This is a genomic window from Corallococcus sp. 4LFB, assembly GCF_046520365.1.
Lineage (GTDB): Bacteria > Myxococcota > Myxococcia > Myxococcales > Myxococcaceae > Corallococcus > Corallococcus caeni.
The window spans coordinates 1-18,094 of record NZ_JBKGHJ010000130.1; the positions used below are offsets into that span (position 1 = coordinate 1).

General features: G+C 65.9%; 11 protein-coding genes and 2 pseudogenes. 8 read left to right on the plus strand and 5 right to left on the minus strand.

Features of this window, described 5'->3' with window-relative positions:
* Positions 1 to 495 (minus strand): phosphoribosyltransferase (locus ACLEQD_RS16275; protein WP_410385045.1); only part of this gene is annotated, 495 nt, incomplete at its 3' end.
* A gap of 136 nt (positions 496 to 631) precedes the next feature.
* On the opposite strand from ACLEQD_RS16275, the gene ACLEQD_RS16280 reads away from it, so the two are divergent.
* Together ACLEQD_RS16280 and ACLEQD_RS16285 are read left to right on the plus strand one after the other, a co-directional pair.
* Positions 632 to 1,543, plus strand: coding sequence for a ribose-phosphate diphosphokinase (locus ACLEQD_RS16280; RefSeq protein WP_410385046.1), 912 nt, complete (start codon positions 632 to 634; stop codon positions 1,541 to 1,543).
* A gap of 11 nt (positions 1,544 to 1,554) precedes the next feature.
* A complete protein-coding gene (locus tag ACLEQD_RS16285; protein ID WP_410385048.1) occupies positions 1,555 to 2,307 on the plus strand; it encodes an enoyl-CoA hydratase in 753 nt (250 codons plus the stop codon).
* A 104-nt stretch (positions 2,308 to 2,411) separates the two neighbouring features.
* Here ACLEQD_RS16285 and ACLEQD_RS16290 read toward each other — a convergent pair whose 3' ends face one another.
* On the minus strand, positions 2,412 to 4,544 hold the full coding sequence (locus tag ACLEQD_RS16290) for a hypothetical protein (protein ID WP_410385050.1): 2,133 nt from the start codon (positions 4,542 to 4,544) through the stop codon (positions 2,412 to 2,414).
* A 531-nt stretch (positions 4,545 to 5,075) separates the two neighbouring features.
* A protein-coding gene (locus ACLEQD_RS16295; RefSeq protein WP_410385052.1) for an IS5 family transposase occupies positions 5,076 to 5,881 on the minus strand; the annotation gives its coding sequence in 2 pieces (ribosomal slippage) (positions 5,076 to 5,536 and positions 5,536 to 5,881; 807 coding nt in all).
* A gap of 625 nt (positions 5,882 to 6,506) precedes the next feature.
* Between ACLEQD_RS16295 and ACLEQD_RS16300 the strand changes: the two genes are divergently transcribed.
* The 4 genes and pseudogenes from ACLEQD_RS16300 to ACLEQD_RS16315 all read left to right on the plus strand — a co-directional run bounded on the left by ACLEQD_RS16300 (position 6,507) and on the right by ACLEQD_RS16315 (position 12,067).
* Complete coding sequence (locus ACLEQD_RS16300) at positions 6,507 to 8,837, plus strand: ATP-binding protein (protein WP_410385053.1); 2,331 nt, start codon at positions 6,507 to 6,509, stop codon at positions 8,835 to 8,837.
* Complete coding sequence (locus ACLEQD_RS16305) at positions 8,838 to 10,526, plus strand: DEAD/DEAH box helicase family protein (RefSeq protein WP_410385055.1); 1,689 nt, start codon at positions 8,838 to 8,840, stop codon at positions 10,524 to 10,526.
* A 152-nt stretch (positions 10,527 to 10,678) separates the two neighbouring features.
* A complete protein-coding gene (locus ACLEQD_RS16310; protein WP_410385057.1) occupies positions 10,679 to 11,053 on the plus strand; it encodes a hypothetical protein in 375 nt (124 codons plus the stop codon).
* A 239-nt stretch (positions 11,054 to 11,292) separates the two neighbouring features.
* Positions 11,293 to 12,067 (plus strand): annotated as a pseudogene (locus ACLEQD_RS16315) (IS5 family transposase).
* Positions 12,068 to 12,300: 233 nt separating this feature from the next.
* Here ACLEQD_RS16315 and ACLEQD_RS16320 read toward each other — a convergent pair.
* Positions 12,301 to 14,940: a M1 family metallopeptidase gene (locus ACLEQD_RS16320; protein WP_410385059.1), complete on the minus strand. Its 2,640-nt coding sequence runs from the start codon at positions 14,938 to 14,940 to the stop codon at positions 12,301 to 12,303.
* A 209-nt stretch (positions 14,941 to 15,149) separates the two neighbouring features.
* On the opposite strand from ACLEQD_RS16320, the gene ACLEQD_RS16325 reads away from it, so the two are divergent.
* Positions 15,150 to 16,184 (plus strand): lysophospholipid acyltransferase family protein, encoded by a 1,035-nt coding sequence (locus ACLEQD_RS16325; protein ID WP_410385060.1) that lies wholly within the window; start codon positions 15,150 to 15,152, stop codon positions 16,182 to 16,184.
* A 4-nt stretch (positions 16,185 to 16,188) separates the two neighbouring features.
* Here the strand turns inward: ACLEQD_RS16325 and alr are convergent, their stop codons facing one another.
* Entirely contained in the window at positions 16,189 to 17,430 is a 1,242-nt protein-coding gene (alr, locus tag ACLEQD_RS16330; protein ID WP_410385062.1) for an alanine racemase, read from the minus strand.
* A gap of 307 nt (positions 17,431 to 17,737) precedes the next feature.
* Between alr and ACLEQD_RS16335 the strand changes: the two are divergent.
* Positions 17,738 to 18,094, plus strand: a pseudogene (locus ACLEQD_RS16335) (transcriptional regulator); the annotation flags it as partial.

The window sequence follows — 18,094 nt, forward strand, 5'->3', positions numbered from 1 at the left end:
CCAGCTCCAGCGCGCGCGGCGTCGCCACGCCCACCGCCACGACGCGCTGCGCACGCCCTGCTGCTTCAGCCCCAGGAGCGCCGCGGCCACGGTGGCGCCCGTCACCATGCCGTCATCCACCAGCAGCACCGTGCACCCGCGGATGCGCGGCGTGAGGCCGCCCCGCAGCTGCCGGGCCTGCCGCTCCACGTCGTCCACCTCGTCGTGCACGAAGCGCTGGAGCGTCTCCCCGGGCAGCTTCGCCTGGCGCGCGGCCTGGGGGTCCAGGTACAGCCCGCCCCCTTCCGACACCGCGCCCAGCGTGAGGCGGCTGCCCGGCACGTGCAGCCGGCGCGCGACCCACAGGTCCAGGGGCTTCTCCAGCGCCCGGGCCACCTCGTAGGCCACGCGCAGCCCCCCGCGCGTCAGCCCCAGCACGCACACGTCCCCGGAGCGGTAGGGCGACAGCACCCCCGCGAGCTTCTGCCCCGCCTCCACCCTGTCCCGGAAACGCATCGGTCCGCCTCCCATCCCCCGACAAGGTGCGCTTTCCACCAGAGCGCGGCGGCGGAGGCGCGGACAGTGGCTCCGCTGGCGGGATGCCCGGGAGGCCAGGGCACCGCGAGCGAATCCCGCGCTAGGGTGCGGCCTCATGACGCCATTCGCCCTCGTCGTCGGCAGTGCCAGTCCCCACCTCGGCCGTGCGCTCGCCCAGGCGTCCGGCGCGGCCCCCGTGGGAGTGAAGCTGGAGCGCTTCCCGGATGGAGAACTGCACATCGAGGTGCCCCCGGAGGAGGTGCGCGGCCGCCGCGTCGTCCTCCTCCAGTCCTCCACCCCGCCCGTGGGGGAGCACCTGCTGGAATTGCTCCTGCTGGCGGACGCGTGCTGGCGGGCGGGCGCGGCGTCCATGGAGGCGGTGGTCCCCTACGTGGGCTACGCGCGGCAGGACCGGCGGGCCCGGGCGGGCGAGCCCCTGGGCGGCCGGCTGGTGGCGGACATGTTGTCCCATGGACGCTTCTCCCGCGTGTTCACCGTGGACCTGCACAACCCGGCCCTGGAGGGCTGCTTCGGCGCCCCGCTGGAGCACCTGTCCGCGCTGCCGCTGCTGGCGGACGCGCTGCGCCCCCACGTCACCGACACCACCGTGGTGGTGGCGCCGGACCTGGGCGCGGTGAAGCGGGCGGAGGCGCTGGCGAAGCTGCTCGGCCGCCCGTGGGCGGTGGTGCACAAGGCGCGGCTGAGCGGCGAGGACGTGGAGACGCTGGGCCTCCTGGGCCAGGTGCGCGGCATGCGCCCCATCCTGGTGGACGACATGATCTCCACCGGCGGCACGCTGGCGGCGGCGGCGAAGGAGCTGAAGGGCGAGGGGTGCGTGGACGACTTCATCCTCGCCACCACGCACGCCCTGCTGGTGGGCCCCGCGCTGGAGCGCCTGCACGGCGTGCCCGTGAAGCGGCTGGTCAGCACGGACAGTGTGGAACCGCGCCAGGGCCTGCCCTTTCCCCACCAGACGGTGACGCTGGCCCCGCTGCTCTTGCGCGCACTGCGGCCCGACGCGCGTTAGGCTGCCCGGCCATGTCCGACACGCTTCTGACGCAGCTCGACGCGGGGGTCTTCTCCGTCACCTTCAACCGGCCGGAGAAGAAGAACGCCTTCACCCACGCCATGTACGAAGCCGCCACCGCCGCCCTGCTGGAGGCGGAGCGCCGCGACGACGTCCGGGTGGTGCTCCTGTCCGGCGCGGGCGGCGCGTTCACGGCGGGCAACGACATTGGCGACTTCCTGGAGCACCCGCCCACGGGCGAGGACAGCGCGGTGTTCCGCTACCTGCGCGCCCTGGCGGGCCTGGCCAAGCCGGTGCTCGCGGCGGTGGAGGGCGCGGCGGTGGGCATCGGCACCACGATGCTCCTGCACTGTGACTACGTGGTGGCCGGGGAGAAGGCGCGCTTCAGCATGCCCTTCGTCAACCTGGGCCTGTGCGCGGAGGGCGCCAGCAGCCTGCTGCTCCCGCGCGCGGCGGGCTTCGCGCTGGCGTCGGAGCTGCTGCTCTTCGGCGACCCGTTCGACGCGGCCACCGCGCTGCGCGCCGGCATCATCAACAAGGCCGTCCCGGAGGCGCAGCTCAAGGACGTGGCCCTGGAGCGCGCCCGCGCCCTGGCCCAGCGTCCCGCCCAGGCGCTGAAGGTGACCAAGGCGCTCATCCGCGGCCCCCTGCGCGAGCAGGTGGAGGCCGCCCTCAAGCGCGAGGGCGCGGAGTTCGTCCAGCGCCTGGCCTCCGACGAGGCGAAGGAGGCCTTCATGTCCTTCATGTCGCGCGGCCGGAAGTAGTCCCAGGCGCCCCACGACGAAGGCATTCCCACCGGGTCCGCGTGCACGTGCGCGCGGACCCGGCGTCTGCAGCCTCGGCCCCGATGTAGCCGGCCGTCACAGGGTCATTCCCCGAAGCCAGCAACCTCTCGCTCCTCAACGGTCATGAGCTCGCTATACGGGCTCGTCTCGATAGGGAAAGTCGTGTCGCCTGGCTCGAGTTCGCGTACCGGCTCCACCAACGGCAGGGTCACCATGAACGCGCGCCAATTCCCTCGCTGGCGAGCAGCAGGCTCGGAGGACTTGTCATTGATGAGCCGTCCAGTTCGTGGATCGAATTTCTCCATGTTCACCTGCGGCTCCAAGTGATCGCCAGCCCGCGCTCGATCTGATGCGTCCCGCGCACCATAACCACGGCTGGAGAGACCACTGTGGCTTGCGTCCTCGGTCGTCCAACGGAATGTAAATCGGCAGTCACCCTTCTCATCCACCGTGTACTCAAGGAAGCGTTCCCGCTTGCGACCATGCCGAACGCGGTCCGTGGCGCGCGCAATGCGGAAGCGCGCCGGGATGGTCGGGAAAAGACGCTTGCGACTAGCCTCCGACTCAAGATGCTCGAAGAGTCCCAGTTCGTTCGCGATGCGCAGGATGGGCCCAGTGCGATACGGGTGGCGGCCACCGATTGTGCGGTGCGTGCTTAGGCTCGTGCGATCCTGCAGAACCACAGGCTCCACGACTTCCTCGTTCACGCGCCTGAAGAATTCACGGATGAGCGGATCCTTCATGTCCGAGCGCACGCGCAGGAGACTTGTCGGAGCGCCACGGCGATACCCATTCACCACGAAACTGTGTCGGCTGGTCCGGTAGATGTATCCGCCCTGAGTCCGACGGTAGTCGGCTATGATTTCCGCGTTCTCATCCGAAAGGATGACATTGGACTTCTTGCCATAGCCACAGGCACGACCCAAAAGCCCTTGCAGCAACGCGTTGAGATCCGCTGCCCTTCGCGAGAAGTCCAGGAACCACTGGACCTCACCGGGAAACGCGTCCCCCATCCTGGCACGATTCGTCACCGCGATAAGGTAAGGCAACTCGGGTCGCCGCCTCTCTTCAATCACCCGCTTTACACTCTTCCCCTTGAATTCAGGCCCAAAGTACTTGATGACTTCGAGTTCATGGGGGCCCAGGCCTAACTGGTCGAGCAGGTGCCGAGTGCCCGTGTTGTCGTTGAGCAACCGGACGCAGATGCCAACGGGCTCCCGCGAGCGGCCAATCATCCACCTGATGGCCTGTCGCAGCGTAGCCTCAACCTGCCGCTGGTAGTCTTGATGCCCACCGGAGAAGCCGACTTTTCGCGCGAAGTGGGTGAATTCCCTGGGCCCTTGATAGGCTGAGAGAGAGACATTCGCCAAGAATGGGAGCCGCGCCTCCCTAGCAAACTCGCCAAAGCCCATGGTGCGTGGCGGCGTCACGTCCACGCCGTCGCTGATCACCTCGCCACCGAAGTAGTTGAAGCCGGAGTATGCAGGCGTGAGGTACTGCTTGACGGTCCAGACCTTTGAGAGGTCCTTTAACTCGTAGGGTGTGGCCGAGAGCCCAATGAAGACGTGGTCTTGACGTTCGGTGCCAAGGGCGGCCTCAATCGCCTCGAACATCCGCACCAGCACACAGGGGCGGCGCTCGAACTCACCATCATCATTTTGCACCAGCCGATCGCTCGCCCCAAACTGGGGCTCATCAATGATTAGGAGTGGCGAGAAGTCTGCCTCATTCGCACGGCGACAGAGGGCGGCTACCCTCTGGACGCCATCTCCACGCACGCGACGCTGCACGAAGTCCTCTAATCGCGGGCCGATGTATACACTCGGCAAGGCATCACGAAGCACTTGGGCGCGGTAGGTGGCAATAGTAGGAGAAAGAAGAAAGGCGGGATGCAGGGGCAACTCGCCGACGTATTCGATGAGGCTGCAGCGATTCTCCTTGTCTACGACGATCTCCAAATCGCCATAGTAGTCGAGGAAGTTCTGCAGCTCAATCTTTGTTTGGTCTTCCTGACTTGTATGACTGGTGACCAAGTAGATCGGATAGGTCTTCCGCCCGGTGAGAAGGTAGACAATCGGGCCAGCGAACTGCAGCGCGAGAGAAGTCGTAGTCTTCCCTGACTGCATGGCACCGAGCACTAAGCCGCTGCGATTCGGTTCCCGAAGCATGTTCGACACGCAATCTAGCGCCGTCATCAACTGGGCATCGTGGAGCACGCCGGAGTCATCCCTTCGATCAATAAACCTCGCTACCCGATGCAAGCTTTGGAAACTTCGCGCTCCCTTAATCGCTTTTTTGGGATCTAGTCGGACGCCAAGGCCCAAGCGCCGCGCGTGTTGATTGAAGACACGGCCCATCAATTGGAGATGATGAATGTAGCCCTCGATTTGGGCACGCAGGTAGGCCTCGGCTTCATGCCCCCTGCTGGGGCTTCGAGCAAGCGCCTCGGGCCGAGTATAGGTCGCAACGCCCATAACGGATTCTCCAGAGGAGCTAACGCGCGGGAATTCGTACGTGGCGCTCCTACTTTAACGAACCCCTGAGTTCTCGCGAGTTAGTCCCACCGGATAGTCTGCTTCTACTTGTCTCAAGAAATACTTAATCTTCGGGGACGCTATCAGGCAGGGGAGGCGAATCGACCTGCGGTCTCTGTCTAGGGCACTTCTCTGTACATCCTTCCAGGCAGTCGAATGAATGCTTGGAAGCCCCCCTTTGGCTGCCGCCCGCACGGGCTGTCCTTACAGCTCCTAACAAATGCCAGGACAGAGGCGACGCAGGAGCATGACGCAGCACCCGAGGACGAGGAAGCCGAAGTGGACGTCGTCCCTGCGCTCGTCGCGAACTCGAAGTCGGCGCAACTGGTTCTTCCACGCCATCGTGCGCTCCACGACCCAACGGTAGCGTCCGAGCCTTTCCTTGGACTCGACGCCCGGGCGCGCGATGCGAGCGGCAGTGCTGCGCAGGCGAAGCCCGCTCCGGTTCTTCCTGGAGGCGTAGGCCTTGTCGCCGTGGAGCTTTCCGGGGCGGAAGCGGTGCTGCCCCGAAGGCATCCGCACCGCGGGCACGGAGTCGACGAGGGGGAAGAGTTCGTGCGTGTCGTGGACGTTGGCGGCTGTCACCGATTCGGTCAGTGGCAGGCCATGGGCCTCTACGAGAAGATGATGCTTGCTACCCGCCTTCGCTCTATCCGTCGGGCTTGGGCCCGTGAGGCCCCCCTTTTTGACGCCCGCACGGACGAGGAGTCGATGGAGGCACGGGAGAGGTCCACTTTGCCGCGCAGGCCCAACTCATCCAGCAGCCGCGCCTGGAGCTGTTCCCATACGCCTGCGCGGGTCCATTCCTCCAGCCTGCGCCAGGCCGTCATGCCCGACAGGCCGAACTGCTTGCGAGGCAGCATCTCCCACGGGATGCCGCTCCGCAGCACAAAGACGATGGCCTCCAGCGCCGCCCGGTCGTCCGCCCGTGGGCGGCCCAACTTCTTCTTGGGCCGGGGCGCAGGCAGCAGCGGCGCCACGCGCTGCCAGAAGGCGTCGGGAACGAGTTCGCGGACCATGCTCCTCAAGCTGAGGACGCTCCTTGCAAACGGCCACCCCAGCCCTGACTTTCGTTAGGTGCTGTTAGGTTTAAACTCAGCTCCGCCACTATATCCTTATCAGCGATCAGCCACCGGCATGCGTTTCCTACCTACCGGCAGCTCTATGGGACGTCCGACCCGCACTCCGGGTTCAGGTGATGCTCCAAGAGCGAGCGATAAGGCGGATACTGAAAATACACCCTTTACCGCACACCCTTTGCATGCCCGCTGTCGCGGCATCGACCTATTCGGGCCACGCCCAGAAGTCGCCCTCAGGTCTCGCCCCCTTCCAGGGACCGTACGGCGCAACCGGTTCGCCCTTCGTCACGCGTGCATCTAGACTGTGTAGTCCTTGAAGGACATGCTGTGTAGGGGTGCGGATGGTCGCCTTCGCGGCGAAATCCCGATGGCTTGCGCGCCGCCCTAGTCAAGTAAGTACCCCATCCGGAGTCACGACTGCTGCGGCAGTGACAGTCGGCGAAGGCCTCAAAGCCCCTTCTTTCCGTCCCGAGTAGTTGCGTAAGTGGAGCCCACGATGACGATAAGCCCGGTATCTAGCCCTCGACCAAAGTTCAACCTGCAGCCGCACCCCCGCATTCTTCCGATGCTCGGCGAGATCAACCTCCCCCAGTGGCGGTGCATTGCCGAGTTGATCGACAACTCTATCGACGGCTTCCTACGCGCTCAGCGTGAGGGCGAAGAACTGGGGGCGTCAGTAATCAAGGTTACTCTTCCAACCACATCCAGCGGTGCGGCACGAGTTGTCGTGCGAGACAATGGGCCGGGGATGTCGGCAGCAACTCTTGAAAACGCCGTCAAAGCGGGCTGGACCAGTAACGACCCAATCAACAACCTAGGGTTGTTCGGCATGGGGTTCAACATCGCGACAGCCAAGCTGGGTCGAGTAACCACGGTCTGGACAGCACGGCGTGACGATGGCGAGTGGACAGGAGTCCGAATCGACTTCGCCGAACTATCTCGCTCCAGTGACTACATGACCGACGGGCTTAGCCGACCGAAGGCCGATCCTCAGGAGCACGGCACTGAGGTCATCATTGAGTCACTCAAGGTCGACCAAGCTCAGTGGTTCGCGAAGGCGGCTAATCGCACCCAGCTTTCCAAGCACCTCGCCGAGTCCTACTCGGCGATGCTTAGGCCGGGCGGGAGTCCGCTGGAATTCTCGCTGCATGTGAATACAGCCAAGGTCAACGGCCACCAACATTGCATCTGGGGATCCAACGGCGGGCCGATTCGAGAAGTCATCCTACCGCCTCCCGTCGGCACCGTTGCCGCGTTCCAACCAGTGGACGTGACCCTACCGGCCCGACCATTCTGCCTTTCATGCTGGCAGTGGTTGGTGCGAGAGGCGAGCGAATGTCCAACCTGTCGCGACTCAGGGATTGTGGTCGAACGCACCCGACGGGTGTACGGGTGGCTCGGAGTGCAGCGCTATCTGCACGAGACTGAGTACGGCATCGACTTCTTGCGCAATGGTCGCAAAATCGAGGTTCGGAGTAAGGAACTTTTCGACTGGGTAGAGCCCGATGGATCGTTGGAAAAGGAATACCCCATTGACGACCATCGGCGGCTTGGACGGTTGGTGGGCGAAATTCACATCGACCACTGCCGCGTGAGCTACATGAAGGATCGGTTTGAGCGCACCGACCCTGCCTGGGATGAAATGGTGCAACTCGTCCGCGGACTAGGCCCGCTCCGCCCCAATGTGGCCAAGGAAAGGTCGTTCGAGCCCGACCGCAACGTCGCACCACTTTTCAAACTCTATCAAGCTTTCCGCCGCTCAACCCCTCATAAGAAGTCTGCTGGTTGCTATGAGAAGCTGCTCTTGGTTCCACCAGAGCTAAATAACCAGGCGGCAAGGATGGCGGAGCAGTTTCGCGCGGGCGACCCTGCCTATTCCACCGACGCCAAGTGGTGGGATCTCGTCCAGGAGGCCGACAAAACTCTCCTCAAGGGCCCCCCAAGCTCTCCCCCACCTTCGGGAGCGGCCCCAACAACTACGCCAGGGACTGATTCTGAACCATCCCCCCTCCCTGGTTTCAGTGGCAGCAGGCCCTCCGCTTCGGAAGGCGTTACTCCCTCTCCCACGAATACCCCTGCGCCCCTGCGAGTCCCCATTCATTCGCTAACTCATGAATACCGGGAAAATTCAACAGGACAGAAATTCAACATCAAAGCCTTTGTGGTGAGTCCAGCCGATCCTGACCTCGGGGATGCCAAGCGTCCATGGCGACTCAAGGCCGATCCGTCGGGTGTTTTTCTCTTCCTAGTGAATCCGACTCACCTTGCTTTCAAGTCGACCACCCTGACGCCGCTCGATGGACTGCTAGCACAGCTTTCCTGGACAATCATGGACCACCAGCGAAGCATTCGACAGAACGCCGACTTCGAGATGATCTTCGCAAGTCTTCGAGAGGCGTATGGAACGCCAAACAAGATTGACCCTGCGGCGCTCTCTGCGAACGCTGGAAGCGTTCTTTCAACCATCGCGCTCAAGGTCTCCTCGGGCCTCGACGCATCCGAAGGCGTCGCTCTCTTCCAGCAATTAGCGGAATCAGAACGTAACGACATCCTCACTAGGATGGTCACTCGCCAAGTGCATTCCCCTAAAGCATTGATCGAGGCAGGACGGTTCCTAGAGTTTGCCTCACGCCACACCCTCATCAAGCTCTTCGGTCTCTTCCCCGAGTTGTTCTTCGACGGCCGGTGCTGGGATGCGTCCTATAGCGAGCTGGACTTGCCAACCGCCGCAGCCACCGAGCATGCCAAAGGTGAGCGAGTACGCTACTACTCGGGCCTCCTACTGGATGCTCTATGGCTGGCTGAGAGCGACCCGACGACCCTGGGCGAAGCCTCACGGCCGCGTCTCCTTCGGAGCGCATTGGCCCTGGAGCTCCTCGCGCCTGACGAGGACTAGATGCTCGACCCTACAAGAGGCTTCCTCGATGAGCGCCGGCTCCTCAATGGACCTTGGCAGATGCTCGAACGTGACGTTGCACGGCTGATGCTCGCGAATGGATTCGAGGATGTCCGTATTGTCGCCGGTGGCGGGGATCATGGCGGGGATGTTTTGGGCGTCCAAGGTGGGCAGCTTTGGGTCTTTCAGTGCAAGCACACCACCACTCAGGCACCTCCTAAGGCCGCGCTCACCGAGGTAGTGAACGCGGCGCGCTACTACGGCGCGCAGCGCATGGTCGTGGCTACATCCCGCCCTCCGGGGGATGCTTTCCGCGAGGAGCAAGAGCGTTATCGGCAACTCGGTCTAAAAATCGAGGTGGTAGGCCCTCTCGAACTTCTCCGTCTAATGGGGAGCACTCCGGAGCATCCGCCCCAGCAGCGTCAACTCCGCGCCTACCAGGAGTCAGCGTCGGAACTGCTCAGGATGGCGCTGGTAGATAAGGGGCGCGGCCAAGTCGTCATGGCAACGGGCCTAGGCAAGACTGTTGTCATGGCGGAGGTCGTCGCAGGGCTGCTGCACGATGGGCTAATCGATGAGACTCGCGTACTTGTGCTGGCGCATACCCGTGACTTGGTGGAACAGCTCCACCGAAGCTTCTGGCACCAGCTTCCTCGATGGATTCCTACCCATCACTTGAGTGATGGCGAGATACCGGCGTTCTGGGATGGCATCACGTTCGCAACGATCCAGAGTGTGGTGGCCCAAATAGAACGAATGCCGAGATTCGGCCTTGTCCTCATTGATGAGGCACATCACATAGGAGCGCAAACCTTCCAGCGGGCACTGGCAATCCTTAATCCACCAATGCTGGGCGGAGTCACTGCCACTCCGTGGCGTGGAGACTCCTACGACATTGATCAGGTGCTCGGAGAGCCTGTATTTAGGATGGGAATCGCTGACGGCCTCGCGAAGGGATTCCTCGCAGAGGTGGACTACCGATTGCTTGCGGATAACATCGACTGGCATTTCGTCCAGAGCCAATCAAAGCATCGCTACTCACTGGCGCAACTGAATCGGCAGCTTTTGATTCCCACGCGGGATGAGGAGGCGGCACGCCAAATCCGAACTGTATTCGACACGGAGAACCGACGTGCGGGTGTCGTGTTCTGCCCAACCGTTGAGCACGCTCGTAGTTTCGTCGCCGCTCTGAGGAAATACGGTTTCAGCAGCGAAGTCATCAGCGCAGAGATCCCAGCTCGCGAGCGGGATGCCTTGATGTCGAAATTTCGGGCGGGCGAGATGGAGATCGTCGCGACCGTTGACCTCTTCAACGAGGGTGTCGATGTTCCAGACGTCGACCTCGTTGTTTTCATGCGCGCCACGCACAGCCGCCGCATCTTCGTTCAGCAACTTGGTCGCGGGCTGCGCGTCAGTAAAATGAAGGACAAGGTGATCGTCTTGGACTTCGTAACCGACCTCCGCCGTGTAGCGGAGGTACTGGAACTAGACCGCGCGACACGGCGTGAGTCTGTCGAACGCTTAGGCCTCGGCAATAAACTGGTCAGCTTCGCCGATCACTCGGCTGGGAGCTTCTTATGCGAGTGGCTCTTGGACCAAGCGGACCTTTTCAACCGTGAGGGGGACGCGACATTGGAGCTTCCTGAATTCGACTTTCCGAGGCCCATTGCACCTGGAGGAGTGCAGTGACCCTGCCAATGAGCGTGCGAAATGCCGTGCGCAATCAAATTTGGGCGAGAGCAGACGACCTTGATTGGGCTGCACTCCCTGCGTCGCAACGAGCTACTCAGTACGCGCTTTGGACAGATGATCCCAAGGTAGGCGGCGTGCTCGGAATGTACATGGACAAGGGCAAGATCCGCGTCTACATCAAGGACACTCTTCTCAAAGACTACACTCGAACGAGCCTGCAGGACCCGGAGCGCCCACTGCGTGTTCTACGCCTTGCGCCGGACACCCCGGTGCACGAGGACTTCATCAAGCCCCATGGGCGTGTCTTCGCGGATGGGCGAGTGGTTTGTTGGGCGCGGGCCGCAGATTGGCGTCATGTCCTATTATCCCTACACGAGCGGACCTTTGGATTTCGAGGTCGTGCCGCATTCGGCGCCGTTCTACTTCAGGCCAATGGGAAGTTCGAGGAACCAGGCTTTCGAGCGATGGTGCGCTCTGCGGCCGACAAACTCGGCATTGAAAACCTAGTCTGGCTCGAATTCTGATGCGTAGCATGGAAATGCTGAACGATCAGGTTCAGGTTCCCGTGTTAGGGCAGAGGAACTCCACGGCGAAGCAAAATAGCCCGGGGGGCTCTTACGAACGGATGGGAAACCGCCGAGTACGCATTCATCGCTACTAGATTTAGAGCCTATTTCAGTAAGGAAGATGGCCAGCCACCTGCCGGGTTGAAGGAGCAGGAGGAAGCGGCCATGGGGTAGTGAAGAAGGACGACGGCTGGCGGGTGCCGGACGAGCTGTGGCGACGCATCGAGCCACTGCTGCTGGACCGGCCAGAACACCCGCTGGGGTGCCATAACCCACGAGTACCGGACCGGCAGGCCCTGGATGGGATTCTGCTGGTGCTGCGCACAGGAGTGCAATGCGGTGGGGCGCGTTGAAGGCCACGGGCCTGTGCCATCCGTCCTCGGCCTACCGACGCTTCCGGGAGTGGTTGCCGCAGGTGTCTTCCGTGAGTTCTGGCGTCAGGGACTGCTCGCCTATGACAACCTGACGAAGATTGATTGGCGGTGGTTGGCGCTGGACGGCACCCAGGACAAGGCGCCACTGGGCGGGAAAAAACCGGCCCCGATCCCACCGACAGGGCGAAGTGGGGTACCAAGCGCAGCCTGCTGACAAATTCTCGCGGCGTCTCCTTCGGCCTCGTGGTTGCTGGCGCCAACACGAACGACTTCAAGCTGGCGCGCTCCATGCTTGAATCGATCCAGTCCGAATGCCCTGCCGAATCGCAGCCGTCGTCAGACGCTCTGCGTTGACCTGGGGTACGCATTCAGGCCTGTACGTGAGCTGGCCCAGGAGTATGGCTCCAGGCTCCAGGTGCCGAGACGGCACTCCCAACTCCGTCCCAAACGCGCACGGCGCCGACGCACTTCGCCACGATGGGTCGTCGAGCGAACCCACTCCTGGCTCAACCGCTTCCGACGGCTGCTGGTGCAATGGGAGAAGCGAGAGGACACATACTTGGCGATGGTGCACTTCGCGCTAGGCATCACCACGTAGTTCCACTCGCTCCTGCCGAAATAGGCTCTCAACAGCTAACTATTCTGCCTTCCGGTCTCCTTCTCTTCCAGGTTCATGGGAGCAACTCCGGTCACTTGATGAGTACGGACCATCTTTCACCTCACAGTCATGTCAGCGGGAGTGGAAAGCGTTAGATGGCACGGCGAATCATGCAACGATGCCCCACCGGGTCCGCGTGCACGTCACGCGGACCCGGCGTCGTTTCATGCGCCCTACCGGGGCGCGGGCGGCGCCTGCGGCGTCTTCGGCTTGCCCGACAGGAACGTCCCGATGCTCGCGCCCTGGGCCTCCTTCAGCGCGACGCACTGGTCGACGATTTCGAGCACCTGGCGCAGCACGCGCTCGGAGCCGGGGAGCTTGTCCGCGCGCGGCTCGAAGAAAGCGGCCAGCTCCTTGCGCTTGCCCGCGTCGCAGTAGCCGGCGGCCATGTACGGCAGCCGGGAGCCCATGCCCTCCGGCAGCAGACCGGGCTTGTCGTCGGTGCCCACCAGCGCGTCGAAGTGCGTCTTCAGGAACTCCACCGCGGTGTCACGGGTGCGGGGGTCGCGCGACGCGCCGAAGAGCAGCCACAGGTTCTCCCGCATGTCCTGCTTCGGGTCGAGCAGCAGCTCCAGGTTCGCCTTCACCAGCTTCGGGTCCGTCACATGGGACAGGCCGCCCAGCAGCTGCTGGCGCTGGTAGCGGTCCTTCTCCCCGCGCAGGGCCTCCAGCAGCTTCGCGTGGAAGGCCGCGTCCCCGTGCTCCGCGGCGATGGAGAGCACCGCGCCCACCACGTCCGCGGACAGCGCCTTGCGGTCCTTGAGCCACTGGTCCGCCAGCGTGCGCGCCTCCGCGACGAGCTTCGGGTCGTTGCCCTCGTTGCCGGCGAGCTCCAGCAGGCGCGGGCGCAACAGGCGCAGGTCCTCGCTCTCACCGGGGCGCGGCTTGAAGCCCAGCTTGCGCGCGCGCGGCCCGAAGGTGTCCCGGACGTAGCGGGCGCGGTCCGCGTCCTGCGCCTCCGTGAGCAGCCGCGACGACACCAGGTCCAGCAGCTCCAGGCCCGCCTCCAGCACCTGCCGGTCCGGGTCCTCCGCCACGCCCGTGAGCAGGGGCAGCGCCTCCGCCGCGGGCATGAGCCCCGCCTGCGCCAGCGCCAGCGAGTCGCTCAAGAGCACCACGCGCTCCGCGCGCGACAGCTTCGTCAGGCCGGACTTCATCAGCCTGGCGCGCGTGTCATCAGCCATGCGCAGGCGGTAGTAGCCCGCGCCGTCCGCGTTGGGGAACACCCACGCCGGGCACGCCCTGGCCTCCGGCAGCGGCACCTCCGCCTTCTCCTCCGTCATCAGCGTGCACGCGGTGGCGTCCTTGCCGGCGCCCGGGTACTTCACGCACACCGGCACCGTCCAGGACTGCGCGTCCGGGGCCTTGGAGCCCAGGCGCACGTAGCGCTGCTGGGTGAGGGCCACGCGCGGCTTGCCGCCGTCGCACAGCAGGGTCGCGGTGATGAAGGGCGCGCCCGTCTGGTCCAGGAAGCTGTTCATCACCTGGGCCACGTCCTTGCCGGACTCCTGCGACAGCGCGTCCAGGAAGTCCTTCGCGGTGGCGTTCTTCCCCGCGTGCGCGCGCAGGTAGCGCTGGATGCCCTTCTGGAACACGTCGCGGCCCAGCCACGTCTCCGCCATGGCCAGCACCGCGCTGCCCTTGCCGTAGGTGATGCCGTCGAAGGCGTTCTGGATGTCACCCGCGTCCTGGATGGGCTGGCGGATGAAGCGCGCGGCCACCAGGCTGTCCGCTTCCAGCGCGCCGTTGCGGTTCTGCACGCGCTCCACCGGCGCGTCCCACGTGGGCTGGTACGACTCCACGATGCGCGGGGTCATCCACGAGGCGAAGGACTCGTTGAGCCACAGGTCGTCCCACCACGCCATGGTGACCAGGTCGCCGAACCACTGGTGCGCCAGCTCGTGCACCTGCACGTTCGCGAACGCGCGCTGGCGGCCCACCGTGTCCTCCTCCGGCTTCGCCAGGATGAGGCGCGAGTTGAAGGTGACGAGGCCCGGGTTCTCCATGGCCCCGCCCATCAGCGGCACCGCGAGCACGTCCAGCTTCTCGAACGCGTACGGGATGCCGAAGTAGCCCTCCAGGCGCTCCAGGATGTCGGGCGTCACCTTCGCGGCCCACGCGCCCTCGCTGGCCCGGCCGCGCGGCGTGATGATGCGCGTCTTCACGTGCTTCTGCCCCGCGTCGCGCGCGGGCAGGAAGTCGAACGGGCCCACGCCGAAGGCGATGAGGTAGCTGGGCAGGGGCTGCGTGGGCGCGAAGCGGTAGATGTGCCAGCCGTCCGCGCCCTTCTCGTCCGCCAGCTGCGGCGTGTTGGTGACGGCCACGTTGCCTTCCGGCACGTGGAAGGTGAGCTGCCACGGCACCTTGAAGCCGGGCTCGTCGAAGGACGGGAAGGCGCGGCGGGCGCCCAGCGGCTCGAACTGCGTGTAGATGTACCAGTCGCCGCCCTCGTTGACGCGGAAGGCGCCGGACGTCTCGCGCGCGGACGCGGTGCCCGTGTACGTCAGGTGCAGCTTCGCGCCGCCCACGGCCAGGGGCTTGTCCAGCGTCAGGCTCAGGAAGTCCTCGCCGGCGGTGGAGGTCTTGAGCGGGTGGGTGACGCCCGCCTGCTCCAGCGTGGCCTCCTTCACGGTGAGGTCCTTGCCGTGCATCCAGATGACGTTGGTGGCCTTGGCCACCTCCAGCATGACGTCGACGGTGCCTTCGAAGGCCTCCGCCTTCGGATCCATCTTCAAGACGATGGAGTACTTGGTGGGCCGCACGTCATCCGGCAGCCGCAGCGTGGGGGGAGTGGGCGCCGCGGCGGCCTGCACGGCAGGCGGCGTTTCAACGGCACCCGGAGCGGGAGCGTTGCCCTGGCGGGCACCGCATGCCGCAAGGAAGGTTGCGGTGGCCAGGGCCACCGGACGGAGCAGGTTGGGCATGGCCGCGCAGTGTGGACCAGAGCAGCCTGGCAAGGTAGCGACGAGCAAGCAGTGCGTGGCCTTGCTGTCAGGTCGTGTTCGCGGTGGAGTGCGCCGCCGTGTCCGCTCCCCTCTCCTCGCATCCGCTGCCATCGCAAACGAACACCCCTCCCGAGGGGAAGACGCCGCCGGAGCACCTGCGCCGCATCATCGGTTCGCCGCCGGGCCCCGTCGTGGCGTTCCTGACGCGGGGCGTCTGGGCGCTGCTCACGTGGCTGTCGCCCGCTGCACGCGATGCGCTGGCGCGCTTCGTGGCGAGCCTGGCCTACACGCTGGGCATCCGCCGCAAGGTGGCGCTGGACAACCTGGCGCAGGCGCTGCCGGAGAAGAGCGAGGCGGAGCGCCGCGACATCGCGCGCGGCGCGTACCTCACCATGGCGCGCGTGGTGGTGGAGTCGCTGCCGTCCGGGGACCGGATGACGCCGGACTGGGACCAGCAGGGCATCGACGGCGAGGAGGCGTGGGCGGCGCTCAAGGCGCACGTGGCCACGGGCAAGGGCGCGCTCTTGGTGACGGCGCACTTCGGCAACTGGGAGCTGGTGGGCCAGATGCTGATCCGCTGGGGCATCCCGCTCAACGCGCTGGTGCGGCCGCTCAAGGGCGCGCTGAACACGCGCATCGCGGTGAACCGGCTGGGCGCGGGCGCGGGGCTCATCTACCCGAAGGGTGCCATCCAGGAGATTACGGACGCGGTGAACCGCGGCGAGTCCGCGTACATGCTGCTGGACCAGGCGCTGCCCGCGAAGTCCGCGGTGTTCGTGCCCTTCTTCGGCCGGCTCGCGTCCACGACGCCCGCGATGGCGGTGGCCGCCGAGCGCACGGGCGTGCCGGTGTTCGTGGTGATGGGCGTGCGGCCTCCCGGCCCGGGCGCGCGCTACAAGCTGGAGGTGGAAGGCCCCATCCTCCCGCCGAAGCCCGGTGAGTGCGCGGACCCCATCACCGAGCACACCGCGCGAGTCACGGCGGCGCTGGAGCGCGCCATCCGCCGGCATCCGGAGCAGTGGCTGTGGCTGCACCGCCGCTGGAAGGTGCAGCCTCCGGCGGTCGTCACCGCGCCGTCGCCGGGCCTGACCGAGGGCACCCCGCCGAAGTAGCGCGCTACTCCACGACGACGCGGCGCAGGTGCGCGCCCAGGCGCGTCACCAATTCGTAGTGGATGGTCTGCGCCCAGCCGGCCAGGGACTCGGCGGACACGGACTCCTCTCCATCGCGGCCCAGGAGCGTGGCCGTCACCGGGCGCTCGTCGGACGAGGCGCGCGTCACGTCCACCATCAGGTGGTTCATCATCACGCGGCCCAGCACCGCGCACCGCCGCCCGTTCACCAGCACGTGCGCCTTGCCGGACGCGAGGCGCGGATAGCCGTCGTAGTAGCCCACCGGCAATACGGCGACGCGCGTGGGCTCCGGGCAGCGGTACGTGCAGCCGTAGCCCACGTACGCGCCCGCCGGCAGCCACTTCACCACCTGGCTCCTGCACCGCCACGACAGCACCGGCTTGAGCACCGGCAGCTCACCCAGCACCAGCCGCGCCGACAGCCGCGTCTCCGGTGAAGGCCACAGGCCATACAGCGAGATGCCCACCCGCGCCGCCTCGTAGCGCGCCCGGGGCAGCACCAGCGCCGCGGCGCTCGCGGCGATGTGCCGCTGCAATGGCTTCGCGGGCCTCAGCTGCGCCGCCAGGTGCCCCAGCGCCGTCTCGAACGCGTCCAGCTGCGCCAGCGCGTACGCCTGCTCCGTCACGTCCTCCGTGTTGGCGAAGTGGCTGAGCACGCCCACCGGCTCGAACACGTCCGGCGCGTCCGCCAGGAACGCCGTCTCCCGCGGGAGCTGATCCAACGTGAAGCCCTCGCGGCCCAGCCCCGTGTCGATGTGCACGTGCACGCGCAGGGGGCGCGTCAGCCTCGCCGCGCGCAGGGAAGGCACCGCGTCCGCCCAGGAGCGGTCCGCCACCACCACGTCGATGCCCTGCTGCGCCAGCACGACGGCCTCTTCCGGAGCCACCGCGCCCAGCACCACCACCTGCCGCGCGGGCAGCCCGTGCGCGGCCTCGTGCGCGCGCACCGTGAGCGCGTCCTGCGGCGCGATGAAGTAGAGGACGTCCACGCCCGCGTGCACCAGCGGCAGCACCTGCGCGAGCCCGTGGCCGTAGGCGTTGCCCTTGAGCACCGCGCCCAGCGCCCGGGGCGTGGGACCGGAGGACTCCAGCGCGCGGAACGCCGCCACGTTGTGCCGCAAGTGGGACGCGCTCACCTCCAGCCACGAGGAGTACACCGCGTCACCGGGCCCGGCTCCGAGCCCACCACCGAGCCCGCCACCGAGCCCACCACCGACTTCATCCACGTTCACACCTCCGCACCAGCCGACGTCCCTCCCGCCTCTACCAGCAAAGCGCAGGCCATGGGCGGCCGCGGCCGGAGGGCCACGGGGGGGTTGAATGCCGCTCGGGCGGACGAGGGCAAGAGGGGGAGCCCCACATGCCCGGGCGGGCGTGCGCGGGTGGACACGGGGGGGCCGGAGCGTATCCCGGGGGACACCTGACAGGTGGGAGCCCCGGCGCGACATGTCGGGTGACCCGGCGTCGCGACAGGGGCCGGTGGTAGTGTCCTGTCCCGTGGCCGCCCCGGACCTGCCCCTAGCCCAGGCCTTCATGACCGCTCGAGGAAAGACGGAGCCGGCAGGCGCCCTCTCCGTCCTCCAGGAGCGGCTGGCCCAGGCCCTGGAAGCGGCCCGGCAGTCCTGGCCGGACATCCCGCTGGAGGGCTCGCGCTTCGCGGCGCACCTGGCGCGGCTGGTGCCCGCGGACGGCCACGAGGAGACCTGGGGCAGGCTGCACATGGCGGACGTGTACCTGGCCCGGGCGGCGGCGGACGGGCTGCCCTCGGCGCTGGCCACGTTCGAGCAGCGCCTCATGCCGGAGGTGGACACGGCGGTGGCGCGGCTGAAGCTGCCCCCGGCCGGGCTGGACGAGGTCCGCCAGGCGCTGCGGCAGCGGATGCTGGTGGGC

What these genes read in the sequence shown, in the direction of transcription:
- ACLEQD_RS16280 (WP_410385046.1), top strand. Translation starts at nt 632, where the DNA reads ATGACGCCATTCGCCCTCGTCGTCGGCAGTGCCAGTCCCCACCTCGGC.
- ACLEQD_RS16285 (WP_410385048.1), top strand. Translation starts at nt 1,555, where the DNA reads ATGTCCGACACGCTTCTGACGCAGCTCGACGCGGGGGTCTTCTCCGTC.
- ACLEQD_RS16300 (WP_410385053.1), top strand. Translation starts at nt 6,507, where the DNA reads ATGCTCGGCGAGATCAACCTCCCCCAGTGGCGGTGCATTGCCGAGTTG.
- ACLEQD_RS16305 (WP_410385055.1), top strand. Translation starts at nt 8,838, where the DNA reads ATGCTCGACCCTACAAGAGGCTTCCTCGATGAGCGCCGGCTCCTCAAT.
- ACLEQD_RS16310 (WP_410385057.1), top strand. Translation starts at nt 10,679, where the DNA reads ATGGACAAGGGCAAGATCCGCGTCTACATCAAGGACACTCTTCTCAAA.